This window comes from Streptomyces phaeofaciens, assembly GCF_014648915.1.
Classification (GTDB): domain Bacteria; phylum Actinomycetota; class Actinomycetes; order Streptomycetales; family Streptomycetaceae; genus Streptomyces; species Streptomyces phaeofaciens.
In genome coordinates this window covers 1-20803 of record NZ_BMSA01000053.1, presented here as the reverse complement: position 1 = coordinate 20803, position 20803 = coordinate 1, and the positions used below count along the sequence as shown (strand labels likewise).

The 20803-nt window shown below is 70.2% G+C and carries 19 protein-coding genes and 1 pseudogene; 8 read left to right on the top strand and 12 right to left on the bottom strand.

All coding sequences use genetic code 11. The features are described from left to right. The first annotated feature begins 499 nt into the window (after positions 1-499). Both IE275_RS43620 and IE275_RS43615 read left to right on the top strand, forming a co-directional pair. Positions 500-2524 (top strand): sensor histidine kinase, encoded by a 2025-nt coding sequence (locus tag IE275_RS43620; RefSeq protein WP_229871283.1) that lies wholly within the window; start codon positions 500-502, stop codon positions 2522-2524. Continuing rightward, positions 2517-3221: a response regulator gene (locus IE275_RS43615; RefSeq protein WP_189718264.1), complete on the top strand. Its 705-nt coding sequence runs from the start codon at positions 2517-2519 to the stop codon at positions 3219-3221. Before IE275_RS43620 ends, IE275_RS43615 begins: the two co-directional genes overlap by 8 nt. Before the next feature lie 186 nt (positions 3222-3407). Here the strand turns inward: IE275_RS43615 and IE275_RS43610 are convergent, their stop codons facing one another. Then, positions 3408-3674, bottom strand: a complete 267-nt coding sequence (locus IE275_RS43610) for a hypothetical protein (protein ID WP_189718263.1) — start codon at positions 3672-3674, stop codon at positions 3408-3410. Positions 3675-6427: 2753 nt separating this feature from the next. On the opposite strand from IE275_RS43610, the gene IE275_RS43605 reads away from it, so the two are divergent. The 3 genes from IE275_RS43605 to IE275_RS43595 all read left to right on the top strand — a co-directional run bounded on the left by IE275_RS43605 (position 6428) and on the right by IE275_RS43595 (position 8434). Beyond that, complete coding sequence (locus IE275_RS43605; protein WP_189718262.1) at positions 6428-6769, top strand: hypothetical protein; 342 nt, start codon at positions 6428-6430, stop codon at positions 6767-6769. 14 nt (positions 6770-6783) lie between these two features. Beyond that, entirely contained in the window at positions 6784-7620 is an 837-nt protein-coding gene (locus tag IE275_RS43600; RefSeq protein WP_189718261.1) for a helix-turn-helix domain-containing protein, read from the top strand. Between the two features lie 535 nt (positions 7621-8155). Continuing rightward, complete coding sequence (locus IE275_RS43595) at positions 8156-8434, top strand: hypothetical protein (RefSeq protein ID WP_189718260.1); 279 nt, start codon at positions 8156-8158, stop codon at positions 8432-8434. A gap of 35 nt (positions 8435-8469) precedes the next feature. Here the strand turns inward: IE275_RS43595 and IE275_RS43590 are convergent, their stop codons facing one another. The 7 genes and pseudogenes from IE275_RS43590 to IE275_RS43560 all read right to left on the bottom strand — a co-directional run bounded on the left by IE275_RS43590 (position 8470) and on the right by IE275_RS43560 (position 15286). Further along, a complete protein-coding gene (locus IE275_RS43590) occupies positions 8470-8823 on the bottom strand; it encodes a hypothetical protein (RefSeq protein ID WP_189718259.1) in 354 nt (117 codons plus the stop codon). A gap of 53 nt (positions 8824-8876) precedes the next feature. Then, on the bottom strand, positions 8877-9551 hold the full coding sequence (locus IE275_RS43585) for a hypothetical protein (RefSeq protein WP_189718258.1): 675 nt from the start codon (positions 9549-9551) through the stop codon (positions 8877-8879). A 92-nt stretch (positions 9552-9643) separates the two neighbouring features. Further along, positions 9644-11665, bottom strand: coding sequence for a hypothetical protein (locus IE275_RS43580; RefSeq protein ID WP_189718257.1), 2022 nt, complete (start codon positions 11663-11665; stop codon positions 9644-9646). Next, positions 11662-12489 carry a hypothetical protein gene (locus IE275_RS43575; RefSeq protein WP_229871282.1) on the bottom strand — a complete coding sequence of 276 codons (828 nt, stop codon included), beginning with the start codon at positions 12487-12489 and terminating at the stop codon, positions 11662-11664. Before IE275_RS43575 ends, IE275_RS43580 begins: the two co-directional genes overlap by 4 nt. 102 nt (positions 12490-12591) lie before the next feature. Continuing rightward, a complete protein-coding gene (locus tag IE275_RS43570; protein ID WP_268255364.1) occupies positions 12592-13227 on the bottom strand; it encodes a Crp/Fnr family transcriptional regulator in 636 nt (211 codons plus the stop codon). Between the two features lie 63 nt (positions 13228-13290). Continuing rightward, on the bottom strand, positions 13291-13791 hold the full coding sequence (locus IE275_RS47005; protein WP_189718255.1) for a Pycsar system effector family protein: 501 nt from the start codon (positions 13789-13791) through the stop codon (positions 13291-13293). Positions 13792-14267: 476 nt separating this feature from the next. After that, a pseudogene (locus IE275_RS43560) lies at positions 14268-15286 on the bottom strand (IS5 family transposase). Between the two features lie 92 nt (positions 15287-15378). On the opposite strand from IE275_RS43560, the gene IE275_RS43555 reads away from it, so the two are divergent. Further along, positions 15379-16047, top strand: coding sequence for a GNAT family N-acetyltransferase (locus tag IE275_RS43555; RefSeq protein WP_229871279.1), 669 nt, complete (start codon positions 15379-15381; stop codon positions 16045-16047). 103 nt (positions 16048-16150) lie between these two features. On the opposite strand, the gene IE275_RS43550 is transcribed toward IE275_RS43555, so the two are convergent. Next, positions 16151-16534, bottom strand: coding sequence for a hypothetical protein (locus IE275_RS43550; protein WP_189718254.1), 384 nt, complete (start codon positions 16532-16534; stop codon positions 16151-16153). Further along, the gene (locus tag IE275_RS43545; protein ID WP_189718253.1) at positions 16531-16737 is read right to left on the bottom strand and encodes a hypothetical protein; all 207 of its coding nucleotides are present in this window, start codon (positions 16735-16737) and stop codon (positions 16531-16533) included. Before IE275_RS43545 ends, IE275_RS43550 begins: the two co-directional genes overlap by 4 nt. 1578 nt (positions 16738-18315) lie before the next feature. On the opposite strand from IE275_RS43545, the gene IE275_RS43540 reads away from it, so the two are divergent. Next, a complete protein-coding gene (locus tag IE275_RS43540) occupies positions 18316-18918 on the top strand; it encodes a hypothetical protein (RefSeq protein ID WP_189718252.1) in 603 nt (200 codons plus the stop codon). 176 nt (positions 18919-19094) lie between these two features. On the opposite strand, the gene IE275_RS43535 is transcribed toward IE275_RS43540, so the two are convergent. Beyond that, complete coding sequence (locus IE275_RS43535; protein ID WP_189718251.1) at positions 19095-19907, bottom strand: 8-oxoguanine DNA glycosylase OGG fold protein; 813 nt, start codon at positions 19905-19907, stop codon at positions 19095-19097. A 243-nt stretch (positions 19908-20150) separates the two neighbouring features. Here IE275_RS43535 and IE275_RS43530 point away from each other — a divergent pair, with 243 nt between their 5' ends. Further along, positions 20151-20351 (top strand): hypothetical protein, encoded by a 201-nt coding sequence (locus IE275_RS43530; protein ID WP_189718250.1) that lies wholly within the window; start codon positions 20151-20153, stop codon positions 20349-20351. A 90-nt stretch (positions 20352-20441) separates the two neighbouring features. On the opposite strand, the gene IE275_RS43525 is transcribed toward IE275_RS43530, so the two are convergent. Next, a partial coding sequence (locus IE275_RS43525) for a hypothetical protein (RefSeq protein ID WP_229871276.1) occupies positions 20442-20803 on the bottom strand: 362 nt, incomplete at its 5' end.

Genomic DNA, 20803 nt, shown 5'->3' with positions numbered 1-20803 from the left:
CTGCCTGTACGCAGGCTGGCAGGGAGGGGACGGCTGCCGGACGCTGGTCCCGGTTCACGTGTGTGTCGTCGCACGTCTCCTGGGCCTTGTGGACCGACCGGTGACCCTAGCCCTCCGGTCATAGGGGTGGCGACGGCATCACGCGTCCAGGGGCGTGGGCCGATGTGCCGCAACCACCTTCACGGCGGCTCGTTGTCAGGACGTCCATGCGGGCGGCCGGTGCGGGAGCGGGACGGTGGGGCCACGGGATGAAGAACACCTGCACGCGGCTGGAGACCTGCTGGTGGGCCTGAATGATCGTCGGCACGACAGGCCTGCTCCCGCCGCTCCGGCAGCGGAGGGCGGCCGCAGCGGACGCCGGCCGTGGGCATCGGCAGGGAGGTACGGGGCAGGAGCGCCTCTGCTGGTGCGCTCTCTTCGCGAGGTGCCCGGCCGGCGCGCAGCGCCTTCGGAGGAGGCGGTGGCGTGTGCAGCCCGGTCACGTCCTCCGGTGGCGGGTGTGGCGGCAGCGCTGCTGGCCACCGGGCTGGCGGTGAAAGTGGCGGTCGTGGTTGACGCCGCGGACCGGTGGGCGGCCCTGCCCCAGGCGATTTCCGAGCTGACCCGTCTGGTGGTGGGCGTGCCGGTCTGCGCTGTTGCGGTGCTGTTGCTGGCCGACCGCTCGGGACACCGCGCGGGCAGGATGCTGATGGCCGCCGGAGCAGTCTGGTTCGTTCCCTCCTCGGTGCTGGATCTCGTCGCCTTCTTCGGCAGCACGCAGGAAGCGGTCGCTGCAGCCATGATCCCGTTGGGGGCTGTCGCCGTCACGGTCCATCCCCTGACGGTGCTGCTCTTCCCTCTGTGTTTTCTGCCAGGACTGCCGTCCAGCAGAGGGTGGCGGTTCCTGGTGACAGCAACGGTTGCGGCCTGCGCGGTCTACGGAGCGATCTGGACTCTGGGCACACCGGGCGCAGCCCCGTTCGCCAGCCCCTGGGCCGGGACACCGGCCGGACGGTGGGCCGGTCGGCATCTGGACCTGAACCAGCAGGGCCTGGTCTGGGTGAGCCGGGTGGTGACGGTGACGGTGACAGCCGATCTGGCCCGGCGCCTGGTGGCGGCGCCCACCGCGGAGTCACGGCGCGTGTGGACGGCTCTGGCCCTGGCCTACCCGGCGTGCGCGCTGCTGCTGCTGATCGACATGTGGCCCCACTCCTGGACCAGCGCGGTGAACGCCGGCTGGGGCAACGAGAGCTGGACCATGGCCGCCCATGCCCTGGGCGGCGCGCTGTGGGTCGCCATGGTCTGCCTGGTCGTGGCCCGCGGCGGGGTGTGGCGCCTGGAGCGGGACACCACGCACCGCCTGGCCACCGCGTTCGTGGCCACCACGGTGGCGGCGGCCGTCGTGTGCACCGCCGCCCTGGCCTGGGCGGGCCTGCCAGCCGGCGGGGGCGCCGCCGTGCCAGCGGCTGTCGCCGCCGCGCTGGTGGCGGGATGGGGCGCCCGCCCCGTCCTCAACCGGGCCTCCCTGGCCGTGGAGAGAGCCTTCTACGGCCCCCGGGCCCGGCCGCACGAGGCGATGAGGGCACTGGCCGTGAGGCTGCGGCAGGCACCACGGCCGGAAGAGATCCCCGAACAGATCTGCCGGAGCGTGGTGGAGGACCTGGGCCTGTCCGGAGCAACGGTCAGCGCCGACACCCGCTCGGGCCCCCGGCTGCTGGCCGCCTTCGGGGCCGCTGTGGCGCATCCCAAGCAGGTCTTCGTCCTCCAGCACCACGGTCGGCAGGTGGGACGGCTCGAAGTCTCACGCGACGGCGCAAGCACACCGGCCGAACGCGACACCGACCTGCTGTCGCTGCTGGCCGACCAGGCCGGCCCGGCCCTGGCCGCCCTGCAACTGGGGCAGGAAGCCCAGGCCGCCCGAGAACGTCTGATCGTGGCCCGGGAAGAGGAACGACGGCGCCTGCGCCGCGAGATCCACGACGGACTCGGCCCCCAACTGGCGGCCGTGCAGATGCGGCTGGGCGCAGCGCAGGCATGCCCGGCTGCCGACCCGCAGCATCTGCGCATCGCCGCAGAGGGCCTCGGCGAAGCTCTGGCTGAGGTCCGGCGCATCACCGCCGGACTGACGCCCGCCATGCTGGCCGAACGCGGCCTCCTGGACGCCACCCGGACACTCGCCCAACGCCTGAGCACCGCCGACGTACAGATCACCGTGGACGCCGTCCCCCTGCCGCTGCCGCCACTGGGGCCTGCCGTGGAGACGGCCGCCTACCGCATCGCCGCGGAGGCGGTGACCAACGCCGTGAGGCATTCCGGCGCCCGTCACGTGCGGATCGTCTTCGAGGCCACCGCCACCACGCTGGCCGTCGCCGTCGTCGACGACGGCACCGGTCTGGACACCCGGGCCGTCCCCGGCACCGGCCTGGCCTCGGTGGCCGAGCGGGCCGAAGAGATCGGCGGCACCTCCACCCTCGACACCGGCCCCCACGGCACCACCGTGACCGCCACCCTCCCCACCCCCTCCCGCAAGGACGACGATGACTGACCAGGCAACACCCGCCACAGCCCAGGCCCCGGCCACACGCGTCCTGCGGGTGCTCCTCGTCGACGACCATCCCCTCTTCCGCGAAGGACTGGCCGCAGCCATCGACCTCGACGACGCCTTCACCGTGGTCGCCCAAGCCGACAGTGGTGAACAAGCCCTCACCGAAGCCGACCGCACCACACCCGACCTCACGGTCATGGATCTCGGCCTTCCGGGGTTGTCCGGCATCGAGACCACCCGCCGACTCCTCGGGACTCACCCGGACACCAAAGTCGTCGTCATGACCATGTCCGAAGACGACGACAACCTGCTCGCCGCGATGCGCGCCGGCGCCCGCGGCTACCTTCTCAAAGGTGCCGTGAGAGAAGAGATCCTGCGCGCCCTGCACACCGTCGGCCAGGGCGGCGCGGTCTTCAGCCCCCACATGGCCGGGCGCCTGTCCCGCCTCTTCGCCGCCTTCGGCAGCACTCCCGCCAAAGAGGCGTTCCCCACTCTCACCGGCAGAGAACGCGAAATCCTCGACCTGCTCGCAGCAGGCCTGAGCTATCGGCAGATCGCCCAGCGACTGTTCCTCGCCGACAAGACGGTCCGCAACCACGTCGGATCCATCTTCGCCAAACTTCAGGTGCACGACCGCGCCGCAGCGATCGTCCGCGCCCGCGACGCCGGACTGGGACACCAGCAGGAACCAACCTGACCCCCGGCCCGCACTCAAGGAGACCCGGCACGAACCAGGGGACAGCCGGGGGACAGGGCCTCGAACCGAGCACAGGCGGCGCAGGAACCGGCCGCAGCCACTGGAGGGCGGCTACAGCCGGCATCCCTGCCTGACCGGTCTCTCACACCGCACGGCTCAGACGCTCCCGAGACCGCGCCTCACCGCTCAGCGGTCGGTGTACAGGGTCCACCACAGCGGGCCGTTCGCGCAGGTGTAACGCGACCACAGCCCCCGCTCGATCCCCTCCTGCCCAGCCTCGATGCACCCGCCCCGGGTCCAGAACGTACCCCGTTTCACGTCGGAGGGGACCTGCGCGACCGACGAAACGGCGGCCCGCGCCGGGGCGCCGGCAGCGGCAGCCTCACAGACCCCCGTCCCCAGCGTCGCCGCGACCACTGCCAGCCCCGCGACGACCAGACGCGTACGCTTCATGTGCTGCTCCTTTTTCAGGAAAGAGAACCCGGCAGACCATCCGTGGCTGCCGAATCGGACATTCAGAGCTTCGACCGCCCGGCGACCCAGGCACATGAGCCGCCCGCCTCCCTTGCCGCCCAGGCCCTGATGCCGCGGTCGGGTGCAGGCGAGCCGTTGCCGCACCCCTGTGATCCAGCTCGACCGGCACCCCGGCGGCGTGTCGCCCTATTCCAGGACGGCACACCGCCGCTCCACGTGTGGTGCCGGGGCCTACTGCGGTACCTGCTCGTAGGTGACCGTGGTGTCGGGGCTGGCCTCCGCGAGGCTGGTCAGGGCCTCGCGTTCGGCCGGGTCGGCGGGCAGCGGCCAACGCAGTTTCGTGGCCACCCACGCTTCGTCGACCCGGGGAGCCGATCAGTCCATGACAGGCGGGCACGCGGTCACGACGGCATCCCTCGAGTCCCTCGACTCTGCTGCCCCCGCAGATGGTTTCGTCAACGCAACTGCCGGTGCCAGCGAGGACGCGTACGCCCTGGCATGGGGAGCGGCGGGGAGTGACCGCCCACCGAGCGGAATTGTCGGCCCACGTCGACCAGTCGCTCCTGCCCGGTGCCCCAGTCTTCCCGTACGACCTCCTGCTGCCGGACTCCTGGCGGGAGGACCTCACCGGGACGCTGGGGAAGGTGGCGGCCGCCGACACTGACCTGTTGCGTACGGCAGCAGTACATGGACCGGGCGATCCCCACGTTAGTGGGCATCCCGGCCGTGAGCCGTTGGACAGCCGCCCACGCGCCGACCTGCACTACTGATCGGCGGCGTCCTGCTCGCCTCGCGCCGGACGGGCCAGTCCGCCCGTCACGTTCGCAGTCGCCGTTGTCCCGATCGCCACCGTGTACGGCGCGCCGCCCATCACCCGCCGTGCCATGCCACGTCTGATGCGCGGCCTGCCACCCGGTGACCGCCAGCCCCGCACCGCCGGAAATCCCGGCACCTAAAAGGCCGATGCCCTCGGTCCGCAGACGGCAGCAGCGATCGCGGATGGCGCGGGCATCGGCCGGCCGGATTCCTCCACAGGGAAGGAATCCGCGGCCAGTCTATCGGGGACAGGGAAGGTGCTGGCGTGATCCGCGCGGGCTGCAGTGTGTACACCCTCGGTGATCTCGCGGCGCTGGAGGGCTGTTCACCGGGTACCTACCGCAATCGCCGCACGCACCAGCGCGAGGGGCATCCGAGGCCGGTGAGGTCCGAGGGCAGGCGGATGCTGCTCTACGACACCGCCCAGGTCGACGCGTGGCGGGCAGGGAAGCCGGTCCCGCCTCTTCCTGGACACCGACGACGGCGTCGGTCTGCTGGACACCAGCGAGGCGGCCGCAACGGTGTGCGTGTCCGTGAGGTTGTGGGAGTCCTACCGGCACGATCCCGAACTGACCGCCCACGCGGTCCTGGTGCGCGGCCAGCTGCTGGCCGTGCACCCTGTCACGGGGAGGGAGGGGGACATTGGCCGCGCGCGGCGGGGGCGGCATGGGTGGCGCAGCGGCCGGGGGAGCGGCCGCCCGGCTGGCACCCGCGACGGCGTGCCACGCAAGGAGCTCGTGCCGTGCGTCGCCGTCCTACTTGGCGCACGGCCCGCTGTCACGGCCGCCGAGGTCAGCGACCGGTTCGGCATCCACCCCAACAGCGCACAGCGCGTGCTGAGCGGCTTGGGTGCACGGGCAGTGGCCAAGCTGCTCGGAGAACCGGATACGACCTCAGCGCGGGTGGCATTTCGTCGTCATGTGGGGCGAGACGATCCATCGCTATCCCAACGACGTGCAGTTGACGCGCGCGCTGGACCTGGACTTTGAGTAGCAGGCCCTGAGCCTCACCGCCGGGGTGACCCGGCGCATCCCTGTTCCACGCCGATGCCGGGATTGAACATGTCCGGCGGCTGGAGTACGACCCGCCCCCCGGCTCGTCGCCAGTGAGCTGGTCGGCGGCCGCTATTGGAGTGCACGACCGCACTCGCCGTGACGACCGTGCGCATGGACGCCCCGTTCCCCGTCGACCTCAACGCGGCCGCCCTCATCCAGCAGTAGGTGCCCTTTGGGCACCCGGGACGCACTACGGCGGGCTGCGGAGCTGCGGTTTGGCTGTGGCGGGGACGGCCATCATGTCTGGTCCGCGGCAAGGGGCCCGGTGTGGGCCGCCCCTGCCGCGGCCGCCGACTGTGCGCGCCCGTAGGGGCGCGTGTCGGCGGTGCAGCGCTCCGAGGTCACGTGCGCCAACACGTATCGCAGCGCCCTGAGTCCCAGGGATCCTGTTTTTTGGTTGCACCCAGTAGGCAGGACTCCCCAAGAGTCCTCTCTTGGACTCAGTTGCGGTTCCAGGGTGCCTCGCGGTCGGTGATCGGCGCAAAGGGATCTGGTTCACAGATGAGCCAATGAGGTCGGTCGTGACTGCATACGCCTGATCCGTTACCTGCGCAAGTTCCTGTGGATTTGGCGGGTTGAGGCGCTCAGGGTGCCCTGATTTGGGTCACCGATCGAATGCGATAGATCACACACTGTGCCGACGTGGCCGGTTTGCTTCTGAACAAATCGTGTCCGTCTTGCTCCTTCTGTGTTCATTAGGGCGGTTATACGACGTGAGCAAGTCCACGGTCGAACTGGGATCCTGAGAACTGCCCGTGGAGGCGTAGCGCCAACTACCCCTCGCAGTCGCGGGTTGCACCCAGTAGGCGGAGGGCGTTGCGAGCAGGTGGCGGCGCCCTCCCTCACCACTAAGGACTCCTCGTGTCGAACACGAACCGCGACGTCGTCGCCGTCCCGCACCCCGCTTCCGAGCCCGAGACTGCCGTCACCGCGGTCCTCATGGCTGCCTCCCCGCCCACGCCGGTCGCCCCGGTGCAAGCACCCGCCCGCATCACGCTCGCCCACACCCTGCCCCCCACCGTCTCCGTGGCGGGCGGCATCGTCCTCAGTATCACCAAGGACATGCCCACGGCCGAGATCCTCGAGCTGATCGGCGGCTGCGGCCTCATTGGCGCCGGCGTCGTCGCGCTGATCACCGGCGGCCGTCACCTGGGCGCCGCGGTCGGCCGCGCCGGCCGCGCCATGTTCAGCAAGAACGCCTGAGCGGAGCGGCTGACATGGGACGCACGAAGAACCCGATCTGCACCGACAACACCGCCCGGGAACGTCTCGCGCTCATGCTGCGCGAGCTTCTGGAGGAGGCCGGACTGACCTTCGAGCAGCTGGAGGACCGCTGCGAGGGCATCTCCCGCGCCACCCTCCAGCGCGCCGCCTCCGGCACCTACACGCCCAAAGAGAAGACTCTCAAAGCCTTCGCCGAGGGCTGCGGCTTCCCCGACGCCAGCGAGGCCCTGCTGCGCCAGCGCATCCGCGTTCGCATCGAGGAGCGCGGCATCCTGCCCACCCTCCCCCCGCCCCCGCACCTCTCCTTGGTCAGCGACTGGCGCGACCTCAGCCGCGCCATCGAGTACGACTACGAGGCCGCCGGGGCGCCCTCGCTCCGCGAGATCGTGGAGCGGGGCGGCAACACCCACGCTCTGTCGACCAGCACCCTGCGCCGGATCATCATGCGCATCGCCAAGCCCGTGAGCGAGCAGCAGCTGCTCGCGATCGTCCACGGGCTCGGCGACACAGGCCGCGACGTGCTCTGGAAGGCCGCGTGGGCGAAGGCGACCAGCACGAGCGCGCCCGCTATCGAGCCGCAGCCCAGCTCGCCGACGGCCCCCGTCATCAGACCGCGCAGCCCCTGGCTGCGCCGGGCTCTGCGGCGAGGGCTCCGCGTCGACGTCTCCCCTGACGGAACCTGGGCGGAGCTGCACTGGCCGCCGAGGTTCGGGAGTGCGGGGTCGAGGGAGATCATCGAGGGCGAGGACGAAGTCGCCGCCCTGCTCGCGGAGTTCCAGCGGGGGCACCGCCCGCACTCCACGATCATCTTTAATACCCAGAGAGGCTGATCAACCGGCGGGAGGGGCCCCGGACCGTACGGTCCGGGGCCCCTCCCGCCGGTTGGTACGACACGGTCAGGCGCGTGCCGTACCCCAATGTCATCGACGCTGGCGCCACCCGGCAGGCCGACTTCGGACGGGGTCCCGGGGCGATGTCCAGAGTGGCGGAAAACGCTTGCCGGGCTGTGAGGGTGTTGTGAGTCTTCTGTGTTTCGATCGGGCCGACCCGGCGTGGACACGCCATCTGGGGCGTCCGCGCTGTTCTGACCGAAACAGGGGGCACAACGTGAGACTGAAGAGCGCGTTAGCCGTCGGCGCCGTTTCGCTGGGACTGCTGAGCAGCTCCCTGACCGTCGCTGGGGCAGCCGACCACTCCGCGCCCGGCACTGACGTCGTCGCGCAGGCCGAGGGGAGCGACACCCCTATGTCGTGCTGTCATGGGCTCCGAGCGATACGGCGTCCGACCTGCGGGCCGCCGTCGATGCCTGGCCCACCCCGGCCTGGTGCGACGACAACGGTGCGAACGGCAAGTGGTACGTCAGTCATGAGCGGCATCCACACCGGCGACGTCGACGTCACGGTCGCCCTCCACGAGAGCGAACCCGCACCCGACAGCGGCGGCTGGCAGCAGGACATCGCGGAGATCTCCGCGCACTCCGTCTCCGGCGAACTCACGGTCTGTGCCATGAGGGACGACCTGGACGAAGAACTTCCCGTCCTGTCGTTCGACGGCCCGGGCGACTACCGGAATTCGGGACAGTCCGGAGCCTCCATCAGACCCGGAGCGGTTCAGCTGCCCGGCCGGCCTCCGAACCTGACGTAGTCCGACGATGCATGGCGCCGGCGTGAACCACAGGGTCAGGACTGCCTGCCGGCATCAGGTTGGTGGTCGGGCGTCGAGCCGTGCGGTCGGGTGCGTTCTGGAGGCCGGCTCCAGTCGAGGACGTGAAGGCCGGTACTGAGGACGAGTCCGGCCTCCAGCTCCAGGAGTTGGATGGGGGAGCGGTTGTGGCGTTGCAGCCATGCGAGGCGGCGCTGCTGTTCTACCCAGGGGAGTTCGTGCCAGTGGTCGTAGTGGATACCCGGCGGACCACCGGGGTTCTCACGGGCCCAGACCCGGACGAGTGCGGCCTCGTCGGGCGTGCTGTGCAGGGTGACCAGTGCCCACGCGGTGTCGTACGGCAGTGTCGGCCCGTGCCGGCGGATGAGCATGCGGGTACGGAGTTGGCGTAGGGGGGCCCAAAGCCAGCGTCTGGTCTGGAGATTCATGGGGGCGTGCTCCGGGTCTCGGACGGGCTGCGGAAGTCGGTGGCGGCGCTCATGAGTTCGTGGTGACCCAGCGTGGTGAGGGTCTGGATCAGTGCCGTGAGGAAGAGCTCGCGCTGCTGAGGGGTGTGCAGGTCGGTGACGAGCTGGTCGGTGAAGCGGCGGATGTCACCTCGGATGCCGTCGCTTTCGGCCTCGTGGGGTGGGGGCAGACCCGTGAGCTTGTCTGCCAGGTCGTTGAGGTCGTTGAAGCGCTCGGGGAACTGGGCGATCCACCACACGCGGCGCAGATGCGGGTCGGCGAGGATGTGCTGCAGATGTGTAAGACGGTGCAGTTCTTCGGCATGGGCATGGTCTGCCGCCTGCTGCTGGTGAGCGTGGTCTTCTGCCAGAGCGCGGTCGTGGGCGGTGACGTTCAGATGCACCGCACCTGCCGCCTCCAGTTCCGGCCCACTGGCAGGACGGGTCCAGTACCCCAGGGCCGCATCGGCGGCATCCCGGGCGGCAGCGAGCTGGAGCACCGAGTGCTGTCGCAGGACACGGGCAGTCTGTCGGCGCAGGTGCTCTCGCGCGACGGCTGCCGGATTGCCGTGTTCCGGGATTTCGGTTCCCTCTGCCCGCCAGGCGCCGTCGATGCGGACGATGAACGCCACGCCGGGGAGATGGCTGTTCATTCGCTCGTCCTTCAGGACGAGCGAATGAACAGGCCGGGCTCCGGCCACGGGGGACCGGGGCGGGGCGGCTCTGCGGCGCCGCGGCAGGAAGCTCACCTCGCTGTCGGGTCGCTCTCGCTGCCTGCAGCAGGAGCGGGCGCGGCGGGGAAGGACGTCTGCTCGCCGATCAGCAGGTCGAGCAGCTTCCTGCGGCGCGTGAGTCCCAGGTCGGAGCTGCTGGAGGAGCCCACCAGGAGCTCGGCGGCCCCGGCCTGGCCGAGATGTCCGCGCAGTACCGCTGCCGCCAGCGGCAGGACCTGCTCGTCCGACAAGCTGGCCGAGTCCAGCCAGGCGGCGAGCTGGGCATGGGCCCGCGCGGACGTCGACGGTTCGTTCAAGGCTGCACGCCAGCCGCGGACGAACAGGTCATCGGCCGGTGTGCTGACGGCGCTGCCGACGGGCTCCTGTCGCGTGGGCAGGGGCAGGAGGCTGTCGCCGCTGATGTCGGTCAGCGCCAGAAACGTGCCGGCTCCGGCCGTGGCCGTCGTGCTGTTGGCGGACTCGGCCCAGTCGACGACTTCTGACAGTACAGGGACGCGCTGCTCGGGTGCGCTGGCCAGCATGTGTACTGCATCGGCGACTGCCTCGCGGGCCAGGCTGTCCTGCCGTGAGGCCAGCACGCGCAGCCGGGTCAGAGCCACACGAGGGTATTCCCTGCCGAGCCGGCCGGCGCAGATCTCAGCGACGGCCGTGAGGAGGTCCTTGCTGCTGGTCCTCTGCTGTGCCCACTCGTACAGCAGCCTGCGGACACCGACACCCGTGTCCGGGTGGAGCGCCATCTTCTCCAGGACCTCGATGGCGAGCTGCCGATGAGCCGAGCGGCCGGTGTCGATCCAGCCGGTCACCACGCTGCGCACCGTCGAACCGCCGGGCAGCAGTGACAGCTGCACCAGGCAGTCAGCGATGCGCCGCAGGTGACGCACGGCGGTCCCGTTCGGCGCGCTGATCTGTGAGGCCCACTTCAGCAGCACCCCGCGCAGTTGCGGGCGCTGCTGCCACACATAGGCCAGGACTGCCTCCGACAGGCCGTGCCGGTCGGCGTCCAGCGAGATGCGCTCGCCGTCCACCAGCGAAGCCTGGACAGCCAGCAGGCGCTGCTCCAGATCGCGGCCGGCCAGCGGACCGCCGGGCGGCAGCACACCACCGACCTCCGCGAAGAGCCGGTCCGCGGCTTCCAGTACGTTCTGCGCAGGAACCATCTCCAGCACGGCGGCCGACACCAGCAGAGCTCGCTCGCGCACGTCGTCCGGCCCCGAGTGCTGCCTGAACCAGTTCGTCAGATGGTCACGCCAGCCGGTGAACTCCTGCTGCACTGCTTCCCGGTCACCGTCGTCGGCGTGGGTGATCAGCCGGGCCAGCCGGGCAGCGTCGGCTGCCGAGGCACCCTTGGTCAGAAGCGTGTCCAGCGGAGGTGAGGCCAGCCAGTCCACCCGGTCGCCTGCACGATGACGCAGGTGCGCCTTGGCTACCCGTGTCGCCTGCGGGCGCATCAGATGCACCACCGGCACGGTCGCTGCCGCGCCGGGGTTCCAGCCGTTGGTGTCGGCCAGGATGATCAGGAAGGCCTCCGTGGCTTCCGCTTCCTTCTGGTAGTCGGCAAGCCCGGTGTAGAAGTCCTCGCTCAGCTCTTGGCTGCCGGTCAGATCCAGGATGAAGCCGTGCCCTTTCGTGGCAGGGATCTGCTCGGTCCGCGGCTGGTCCCAGTCCAGAGACAGCCAACGGAGGCGCTCACGTGCCAGTCCCGCCCGGAGCAGCACATGCAGAGCGGCCGTGCGCCGACCACTGCCTGCCTCGCCGCACAGGACCAGCACATGGCTACGTCCGTACGGACGGGTGAGTTTGCTGACCGCCTGCGCCGCATGCCCGGGCCCACCGGAGTCGGACGGGTCGACGAAGGCATGCTCTGCCAGGTCCAGTTCGGCCGTGTCCACGCTCGTGCCGTGCAGATACTGCCAGCCCCGCACGTAGCGATGAACGTGTTCCTCGTAGTTGCCGCCGACCTGCGTCACCCGGGCGTTGCCCTGGGCTTCGGCCGTCTGCACGGGCGCTGTCGCGACGCTCTGGGGGACGGTCATGACTGCTCCGGAGCGGTGACGTAGTCACGGCCGACCTGCACCAGTCGTGCCTTGCCGCTGGCCTTGCCCTTCTGCCGCACCGGTGCCGGGCCTTCCTGCTCGCCGGTCCCGGCGTCTGTGACGTCGGGCTGCAGCGCGGTGCCGGCGCCCGTCGGCGACGTCGTGTCGTGCCCGGCGGTGAGATAGGGACTGATGAGGGCCGGGACGAGTCCGGGGACGTGAAGCCAGCACGTCTCCTCGAAACCGGCCTTGCCGTCGACGAGGGCTGTCGCCTGCTGGAAGTGGTGCACACCCAGGGTTTTGGTGCGGTCCGCGCGGACAGTACGGCCAAAGACCGTGTCCGAGACTGCCGCCGCCAGGTACAGCCCGTGATCCAGCGCAGCGGTCATGGCTCGACGGACCGCGTTGCTGTCGACGTAGCGGCAGGCGTCATTGGCGGCGTCGCCACGGTGCGCGGAGGACTCGAGCGGACCGACGTGGACGCTCGCCCGCAGCCGAATGGGCGGCGAGCTGGCCAGCCGGGTCTGCTCGCGGCGCGCCAGCGCCTGCGCAAGGTGGCTGAGGAGCGGATCGACCAGCCGGGCCGCATGCCGGGCGGGAAGGACGTAGATCGCCCCGTCGCCACGGTCTTTCACCGCCCGGTCGAGCCTTGCGACATCACCGACTCCACTGTGCGCGAAGACAGTGGACAGGATGTCGTCCAGGTCGGCCCGGGTGGGCGCCATCTTCGCCTCAGGAATCTGGCTGTAGTCCTTCATATCGACCACCAGCAGGGCATGTTCCGGCGGAACATCGTCAGCATCGGGCAGCAATACGGAGTTCACAGGTGTCAGCCTTTCCGGCACGAAGGAGCAAGTGAGGCCCCATGCTGGCCGCGCTCTGGACGGCGTGGTGCCCAGCAGTGGGCACAGAAGCGGTGCTGCGTGTCACCTCTCGGCATACGCGTGAGACCGGATGGACACGATGTCGCGAACGACCAGCCCGCCGGCGGCCTCCGTCGCGAGCCACCCCCGCTCACGCCAGGGCCTCAGAGCTGCGCCTACGGCATTGCGGGAAGCGCCGATCATCTGCGACAGCTCCGTCTGCGTCAGACGCACGACATACTCGGTGCCTGCCACGGACGCAGCCTGCAGCAGCCGGCCCAGCGCTGACGCAAGACGCACCGCCACCGGCGCCGTAGCCATCTCCAAACGCACGGTTTCCGCCTCCCGCACACGGGCGATGGCATGCCGCAACAGGACCGCCAGCAAGTCGTGCTTGTCCACGAAGGCCAGGAAGTCCGGAGCCGGAATGATGCGCACACAGCAGGTCTCCGCCGCGATGGCCGACGCCGTGCGCGGCTGGGAGTCCAGCACCGCAAGCTCACCCAGCAACTCACCCGCACCCCGCACCGCCAGCAGCGTCCGCTCACCGCCTTCACCCGTCAGGGTGACGAGCGTCGACCCGGAATCCAGCAGAATCACATGCGTCCCTGGATCCCCCTGTCGCAGCAACACGCTCCGTGCCGGCCGAACTCTCTGCGGAGCGAGGTCCCGCAGCTGCGACCACAACTCCCCACCCATCACTGTGATGTGCGGCTGATACACAGACCCCCCCGATAAAGTGCCCGCCCCACCCGAATGGTCTCAAGTCATCATGTAAAGGATCAACAATCCCATTCCAGCCACCGTAAGGGCGGTTGCCACCAGGTCCACCGCCACCTGAATTGCCCTAAATTTCCTCCCCGCAAGACCCGCCAGCACCGCCAGCCGCTCAAACTCCACGCGCAACTGCTCCTCGACACCCATTTCAGACAACGACGCAACCAACCGCACCGTCCGCGTTGCCCGACCAGTCGAGAGCAACACCTCCGGCGATACCGACCGCGGAAGCACCGGCCTAAGAGCCCACAAGGCCGCCCCCACCGCGGCTCCCATCACCACGGAAGCCGAAACCAGAGTCGCAACCACCACCGCCGGAGCCGTGCCCATGCCAACGACCGTCGCCACACCGGCCGCAAGAAGCCCCCCTGCGACCCCACACACTGCAGTCGCCTTGGCGTCCGCCCGCTGCAGCTCCACGAGCATGTCCGTCACCATGACCCGCGTCCGCAACATCCGCTGCTCTGCCCCTGCCGCGTCGTCCACTGCCCGCTCCCCTGATTGCCCATGGCCGCGCATGTTCTCTCAGCAGCGACTGTGCCTCGCTTCAGTCGACAGGCGTGCCCACCAACGGGCACCACACAGGCGTTGTGTGTCACCCACCAGCAACGGGCTGCGGCAGTCGTCGGCAAGGTCCGGCTCGGAGCTGACCAGTTCCGCGTATCGGTCGGCCATCTGCTTCCGCAGCAGCGCGCGACCGAATCCTGCAACAGTGGCCCGCAACCGGAGCAGCCGCAAGCGTCGGGGGAGCGGCGACCGGTGAGCCCTCACCCGTCCCTGGTGCGGGTCACCTGCACTGAAGGCAGCCACCCGCAGGCTCAGCCTGCTCATCGACGGCCAAAGACCGGGCCCTTTCGGTGTCGGGTTCCGGGGGCGGGTGGCGGGTAGCTCTCGGGGATGGCGAAGAAGTCGAGGAAGAGGCCGGGCCGGTCGTCTGGATTAGGGGCTGTTGGAAGTTCGGATCATGTGGTTGGGATGGCGCGCTTCAACCACATGATCGATCCTCGGAGGTGGAGTCCTGCCTCGTAGCTCTCGGGGGATTTGTCGTAGCGGGTGGCGAGTCCGCGCCAGGTCTTGATCTTCTGGAAGCAGCGTTCCACGGTGTTGCGCTGCCGGTACCGGTGCGAGTCGAAGGCGACTGGGCGGCCGCCCGCCGAGCCCTTCCTCCGCCGGTTGGCGGCCTGGTCGGTCTTCTCGGGGATGACGGCGGTGATCCCGCGTCGGCGCAGGTAGGCGCGGTTGGCCTTGGAGGAGTAGGCCCTGTCGGCGGCCACCGCGCCGGGTCGGGTGCGTGGCCGGCCGAGCCGGCCGGGGACCCGGACCCGGTCCAGGACTGTCTGGAACTGCGGGCAGTCGGCGGCCTGGCCGGGAGTCAGGACGAACACCAGCGGCAGTCCCGCCGCGTCGACCACGGCGTGGACCTTGCTGCTCAGCCCGCCTCTGGACCGGCCGAGTCCGGCCGCCTTCGCCCGTGCCCCGCGGCGCTGCCGCGTCGCAGCACGGTTGCGGCCCGCCTCCTGCGCGGTGCCCGTACCGGGTGCGGCCTGCGGTGCATCACCCGCAGGACCGGTCCCTGCGCCGGCAGCGGCACCCCCTTTTCCTCGGTCAGTGCCTGTTCGAGGGCGTCCAGGGTCTCTCCGGCGACTGCCAGTCCGGCCGATTCGTGATGGGCCCGCACGATCGTGGAATCCACACTGACCAGTTCCAGCCCGACCTGCCCGCGCGCCGCCGCCTCGGCGATCAGGCCCTCCATCAGCGCCTGGAACACCCCGGCCTTCGCCCAGGCGTTGAACCGCGAATACACCGTCGACCAGGACCCGTAGCGCTCCGGGACATCACGCCAGCCGCAGCCGGTGCGAAACCTCCACAACACTCCGTTGAACTGGTCCCGCACCCGCCGGGGCAGCGGACCCGTCGCCGCCACCGGCAGAAACTCCTCGATCAACTCCCACTCGGCATCCGTCACATCGAAACGCGCCACACCCGAGTTCTACCAGCCCGGACCAGCACAACATCGAGCCTCACGAAGATCCGAACCCCGAACACCCCCTAGCACGGCTGACGGGGCAGCGGGTGGTCGAGGGCTTAGCCGGGCCGGACGGTGTGCGGATCCGGTACGCGCAGCCGCAGGACGCGGACATCGTCGCCGACCTGGTGAAGACGGCCGGCGACGACATGGAGAGCGGGCACGTCGAGGCGCTCGCGCAGGGCCGGTGCGGGACATGGATGCTGGACGCCCTGTCCGGCGCCGGGCTCGCCCCGCCCCTGGCACGGGCGGCCGCCTCAGGGGATCTGCTCACGGCCGCGGCAGCGATGTCACTGCCCCTGGTCGCCCAGGACCGCAACGGCCAGGTCCTCGGAGGGCTGCTGTGCGTCCCGTCCGGCGCGGTCACCGCGATGGTCATGAAACTGCCCGGCCCCAACGGCCACGCCCTGATGTCGATGATGAAATACGCGAAGATCAAAGCGGTCGCCGTGCGCGAGGACGCCCGAGGCCGCGGAATCAGCACAGCTCTGCTGAAGCGCTGCATACAGATCTACTGGCAACTGGACTACATGCTGCTGTTCGGCGAGTTCGAGACCTGCCGCATGCTCGGCCCCTACTACCGGCGGCACGGGTTCACCGTCCTCGACCCCCAGGACACGATCGACGTCGGAACGCTGCTGACCGGCGTGCTGATGCGACTCGGGGCTGGCCCGGGGGAGACCTTCTTCCACCGGTGGCGAGGCCCCATCAGATGACGGTTCTCCTCCTTCGCAGACGACGCATCCCTTGCGGACGGGCACCTGGCCTGTAGAGACGGCCGACGATCCGCACCACGCTTGCGCAGCGGATCCACCGGCGTCACCCGGCGCGCCAGGACTCCAGACGCTGCGCGACGCCGCGCAGATCGGCCTGCTGCGCGCGGACTGCCTGGGCGAGTTCGTACAGGTCGTCGTCCTTGACCTGGAGGGATTCGCCGGACAGGTGCATGTACTGGCTCGCGCAGGCCCAGCCGATGACCAGGTTGTAGTCCGCGAAGGGGCGCAGCAGCAGCGCGGTGTGCAGGAAGGTCGCGGCCCGGGCGGCGGTCTGCTCGTAATACAGCACGCCCCGCTCCCGCTCGAACGTGTGCCGGCCAGCCATGAAGCCGAGAGCACCCCAGTCCGCGATGGGCACGTTCAGGGGGGCGATCGCGGACTGGATCTGCAGGACCCAGCCGACATCGACGCGGATGATCGGGCTCACCGCAGTCCTGCAGGGAAGCGGGCTTCGACTCCGGGCAGCACCCGGGCCGCTTCCGCGACCGCCCCGTCCACGAAGGCGATCCGGTCGGCCTCTTCCACGATGACATCGTGCGCATGCTGCTTCAGGCTCCGGCCGGCCAGGGTGGCCCTCGCGCGCAGCCGCTCCATCTCGGCCTCGGTGAATTCCACGTTGAGTGCAGGCATAACGACACGGTACCGCGTCTGGTACCGAGTGCGGTACCGGACGGGAGGCTGCGGTGGCCTTCTCCGCCACGAGGCCCGTCAACGGCTCCCTGGCTCCGGGTTCCGGGCAGGCGCTCCTGGTCCGGCGGGCCGAAAGCGACGTCGGCATCCGCGACACATGCCCGTGAGTGTCCCAGGCCGGTCGAAGCCGCCCTCGGCCACCTTGACACGCCCCCGCTGGCCGGGCCCCTGCCCGATCATCCGGCCCTGCGCGACCCCCTCGGCGTCACCCCTCTTTCCCACGGCGCCCTGCACGGCGCGGCGCGCCCTGGCCGCCGTCCTCACTGGCGACCCCCTGCCTGAATCCTGGATGGAGGCGATCACCGCACCCGGACAGGACGACCAGGACGAGGAAGAGCAGCGCGCCTACCTTAAGCTCCTCCCCACCGTCGGCGGCTACTGGCGCCGCCACCACCGCGCCGGCCCCGACATCCTCGGCCCCCGCCCGCAGGCCTCGACGCAGAAGACTGGGACCACCTCACCGACGCGATGGACCTCTACATCCACGCCCGCGTCGCACACCGCTGGAACAGACGCGGGCCCGTACCGACGCCGAACGCGCCGCCCTCCTGCCCCACCTTGCCGCTGCGCCGGCCGACCTCGCCCGGTCCCTGGTCTCCGACCCCCTCACCCGCGCCGAACACAGCAAACTTGTGCTTTGCGGCCTGCACCGCCCGCGAACACCATGGGCAGGAATGCCGTCCGGCGGGATACCGAGGCCGCGCAGGATGGCGTCAACGGCTGATGTTGACCAGCGGCGCGTGAGCTGCAGATGAAGGTCAAGCCGTCACAACGAGCATGGATCTGCTGCGATGCCTGGCAGCCCGGCGCTATGCATGCTCAGGCGAAGGCACGCTCGGTCGTCGCAAGCCGACGTGGAGGACCGTGAGAAGTGCACCCGATCCGAGCCACACCCATGGCATCGACTTCGCTTCCGTATCCCGGAGGTGCTGGACCGGCCACATGACGATCATGGTGATCAGAAGCCCCGTCACGCTTCCGAAAGCCGTGGCTCGGGAGATCCCGTCCCATCCGCCTGTGAGCTGGTACCACCTGCTTCTGAACGGGCGGCGCGGCCAGGTTCGGTACGCGCAGCGCCGTGGCCTGTAGTAGGCGGACACAAGAGCGGCCAGAGAGAAGCCCACTCCCGTGGAGAGCCACCCGTAAGGCTCGTTCTCAGAGCCTGACAACACCGTCGTCAGCACCGCACCGACGGCAGCCGCCGCCAACGCGGCCTCATCCACCTTTCCGGACACATCTGTAGGAGGTGACGCCACACAGCCACTATGAACCGAGGACGCGAGATCAACCTCAAGCGACACGATGGAGGCGCCCCGCTCGCTGCGACCTCTCGGTTTCGCGACAGATGTGCAGGACGGGGACTGACACGAAAGCGAGAAATTTTGCACGTGGCCGCTGGCGCGGCTGAGCGCCGGGCCCTTGGCCACCGGACGCCCCGATGACGAAACCTGCTGCCCAACACCCCGGCGAGTAGCTCATAGTGGACCGCATCTCACCGATCAACCAGAACGGACGGCCGTGACGACCGCCTACAACGACACCTCCACCGAGCGCGTCCCCGGCCGGGCCTGGACGATCCGGCTCACCGGCCATGCCGACCGCACCGCCGCTGTCACCTGCAGCACCGCCGCCTGCCGGATGCCGCCCCGCTCCAAGGACATCGCCGCGCTGCGCGCGTTCGCCGCCCAGCATGCCGCCGCCCACGCCAGAGCGGCCACCGTCCGCCCCCACGCCTACTGCCACTGCGGCAGCCAGCGGTGCGCCGCCCACCCCGGCACCCCCACGCACTGCGCGGGCACCGTGGTGCTGATCCTGCGCCACGACCCGACCGTGGGCCGCGTGTGGAGCGTGGAAGAGGTCTGCGCGGCCTGCGCCCCGCTGATCCCGCACGTCACCGTCCTCGCCCGCGCGGCGGCACGCCCGCCCCGCACCACCGACAAGCCCCCCGCCCCTCGCACCCCCGCCCCCACGCCCGCCTCCGCGTCTGCCGGGCAGGCCGTTCCGGGCGGCTTCTCCTCACCCGCCACCACCTCCTTCTCCGACGGCGATGAGGCCCGGCCCGCACGGCGCCCCGGCCGCGCCCTACGGCCGGCCCGCCGCCGACGCCCCGGCCGCGCCTGACACTCTCCGCAGGGCCCTTCACGCGAGCTGCCTCCCATGCCGTCCCGCGGTGCGGGACCGGAGCTTCGCGCTGCTGCGAGGTACTCAAGGGCCCTGAGCGAGGAAAGCGGCGGGCGCCGCGCGGTGCGCAGCACGGATCGCCCGGGGAGGGGCGCGCCTTGTCCTGGGCTGTGCCGTCAGCCGGGTGCCTGCCATGTGGTGGTGAACAGGGCGTATTCGAGCAGGTCGGGCGATGCGTCGGGCGGCCAGCTGTCGCCGGCGGCCAGTTGACGGGCGGCGGCGTGCAGGAAGGTGAGGTAGACCGCGTAGCGGTGTGGTGACCAGTTCCCGTTCCGCCAGACCCAGCTGGCGATCGAGCCGTCGGGGTCGTGGCCGGTCTTCCGGCCGACGGTTTGGGCCAGGGACCGCAGACGCTGGGCCAGAACCCGGTCGAGGACGAGCGGCTGGGGGCCGGTTGCCGACGGAACGGTCTTGCCGACGAAGTACAGGAACTTGGTGTAGAACGACGGACCGAACCCGGGAACGCGCCGGTGGAGTGCCGCGTAAGCAGCTTCTGCGCTGTGCTCGCTCAACGTGGTGACCGCATGGGGCAGTGCCGCATCCAGCCCTTCGGCGGCCAGGATCTTGTGCAGGGTGGCCGGACCGCTGCCGCCGGGAGTGCCGCGCTTGCCCTTGCCCCACACGTAGGTCGCGACCAGGGCCTCCCTGAAGGCCTCACGCCGCAGCGCGTCTGCGACGGCCGAGGCCACCTTGGCCCGGCTGACCCCGGCGTCACTGCCGCAGGAGGCGGGGGCCAGTGCCGAAGGCCACGGAGTGATCTGCGCCCACCGGTTGGGGGTGTAGCGGATCGTGTGCGTCGCGGGTGTCCCGTCCGCATGGGCCGACGCGTTCTCGCTCCACCAGCGGCCCAGTGCCCGCACGGCGGCATCGGGCAGCGGAGATGCGGCCATCTCCTGGTCCACCGCGTTCGCGCGGTCCTGTCTGTTCACGTTCCGCTCTCTCGGGGCATGTCCCTGACGGGTGCCGGCCGTCATCCGTATCGCCGCCTCGCAGCAGCCCATGCGGCGGGCAGGTGCGCTGGACACGGTAGCGAGATGGAGGCGTCTATACGGTCCGTACCAGGTACCGGCCTCGGCCCACGCTGCCTCTTTCGCACGGGCAACTCCCTGACCCTCGAACAGTATTGCGCTTGCCGCAGGTTTTTGTGGTCGCCGCAATCATGGATTGGATCGGTGGCCTTGCAGCCATCCGTGTCCCTGTGCCTCCCTGTGCCGCAGCCCGGTGACGTCACGCCGCAGGAGCTGTACCCCGAGGCTCTCGCGGAGGCCGAACAGGCCCGCGCGGACTACGCGTTCGCCTTGGAGGCGCAGCACGACGACCTGCGCGAGGACCCTGTGCTGATCGCTCTCGGCAACGCCCGCGCGGACGGTTGAGGGGGCAGCCCGTACGATGCCGGGAAACGCCGAGGGCCTCCAGGCCGGTGCCTGGGGGCCTTCGGCGTGGTGCGGTGCCGGTCCGTGTCGTCAGGTGCGGGGCGGCTGTGTGGCGGAGGCCGCCGCGATCCACGCGGCCACCGTCACCTTCAGCAGTTCCATGGCGATGTCGTACATCCCCAGCAGGGCGAAGACCGCGCCGGCCGTGCATGCGGCCGAGCCGCCCCAGAACAGCCCCGCGCGGCTGTGTTCGCGGGCCCGGCGGGCGGCGTCCCGGTACTGACGGCGGCGCCGCCGGCGGTGCATCTGCCGGAGACGGTCCTGGTGGACGGCCAGCTCCTTCTCGGCGTCGGCGATCATCTCGTCGAGCGTGCGCCGCAACGGTTCGGGCAGGTCCTCGCCCTGGCCGCCGAGAGGGGAGATGCTGGTCATGGAACGGACCTCCTGGTCGC

Excerpts from the sequence above, each read along its gene's own strand:
- IE275_RS43595 (WP_189718260.1), top strand. The coding sequence starts at position 8,156 with ATGAGCGGCATCCACACCGGCGACGTCGACGTCACGGTCGCCCTCCAC.
- IE275_RS43585 (WP_189718258.1), bottom strand. The coding sequence starts at position 9,551 with ATGAACAGCCATCTCCCCGGCGTGGCGTTCATCGTCCGCATCGACGGC.
- IE275_RS43610 (WP_189718263.1), bottom strand. The coding sequence starts at position 3,674 with ATGAAGCGTACGCGTCTGGTCGTCGCGGGGCTGGCAGTGGTCGCGGCG.
- IE275_RS43580 (WP_189718257.1), bottom strand. The coding sequence starts at position 11,665 with ATGACCGTCCCCCAGAGCGTCGCGACAGCGCCCGTGCAGACGGCCGAA.
- IE275_RS43600 (WP_189718261.1), top strand. The coding sequence starts at position 6,784 with ATGGGACGCACGAAGAACCCGATCTGCACCGACAACACCGCCCGGGAA.
- IE275_RS43545 (WP_189718253.1), bottom strand. The coding sequence starts at position 16,737 with ATGCCTGCACTCAACGTGGAATTCACCGAGGCCGAGATGGAGCGGCTG.
- IE275_RS43590 (WP_189718259.1), bottom strand. The coding sequence starts at position 8,823 with ATGCTCATCCGCCGGCACGGGCCGACACTGCCGTACGACACCGCGTGG.
- IE275_RS43615 (WP_189718264.1), top strand. The coding sequence starts at position 2,517 with ATGACTGACCAGGCAACACCCGCCACAGCCCAGGCCCCGGCCACACGC.
- IE275_RS43570 (WP_268255364.1), bottom strand. The coding sequence starts at position 13,227 with ATGGGTGGGGAGTTGTGGTCGCAGCTGCGGGACCTCGCTCCGCAGAGA.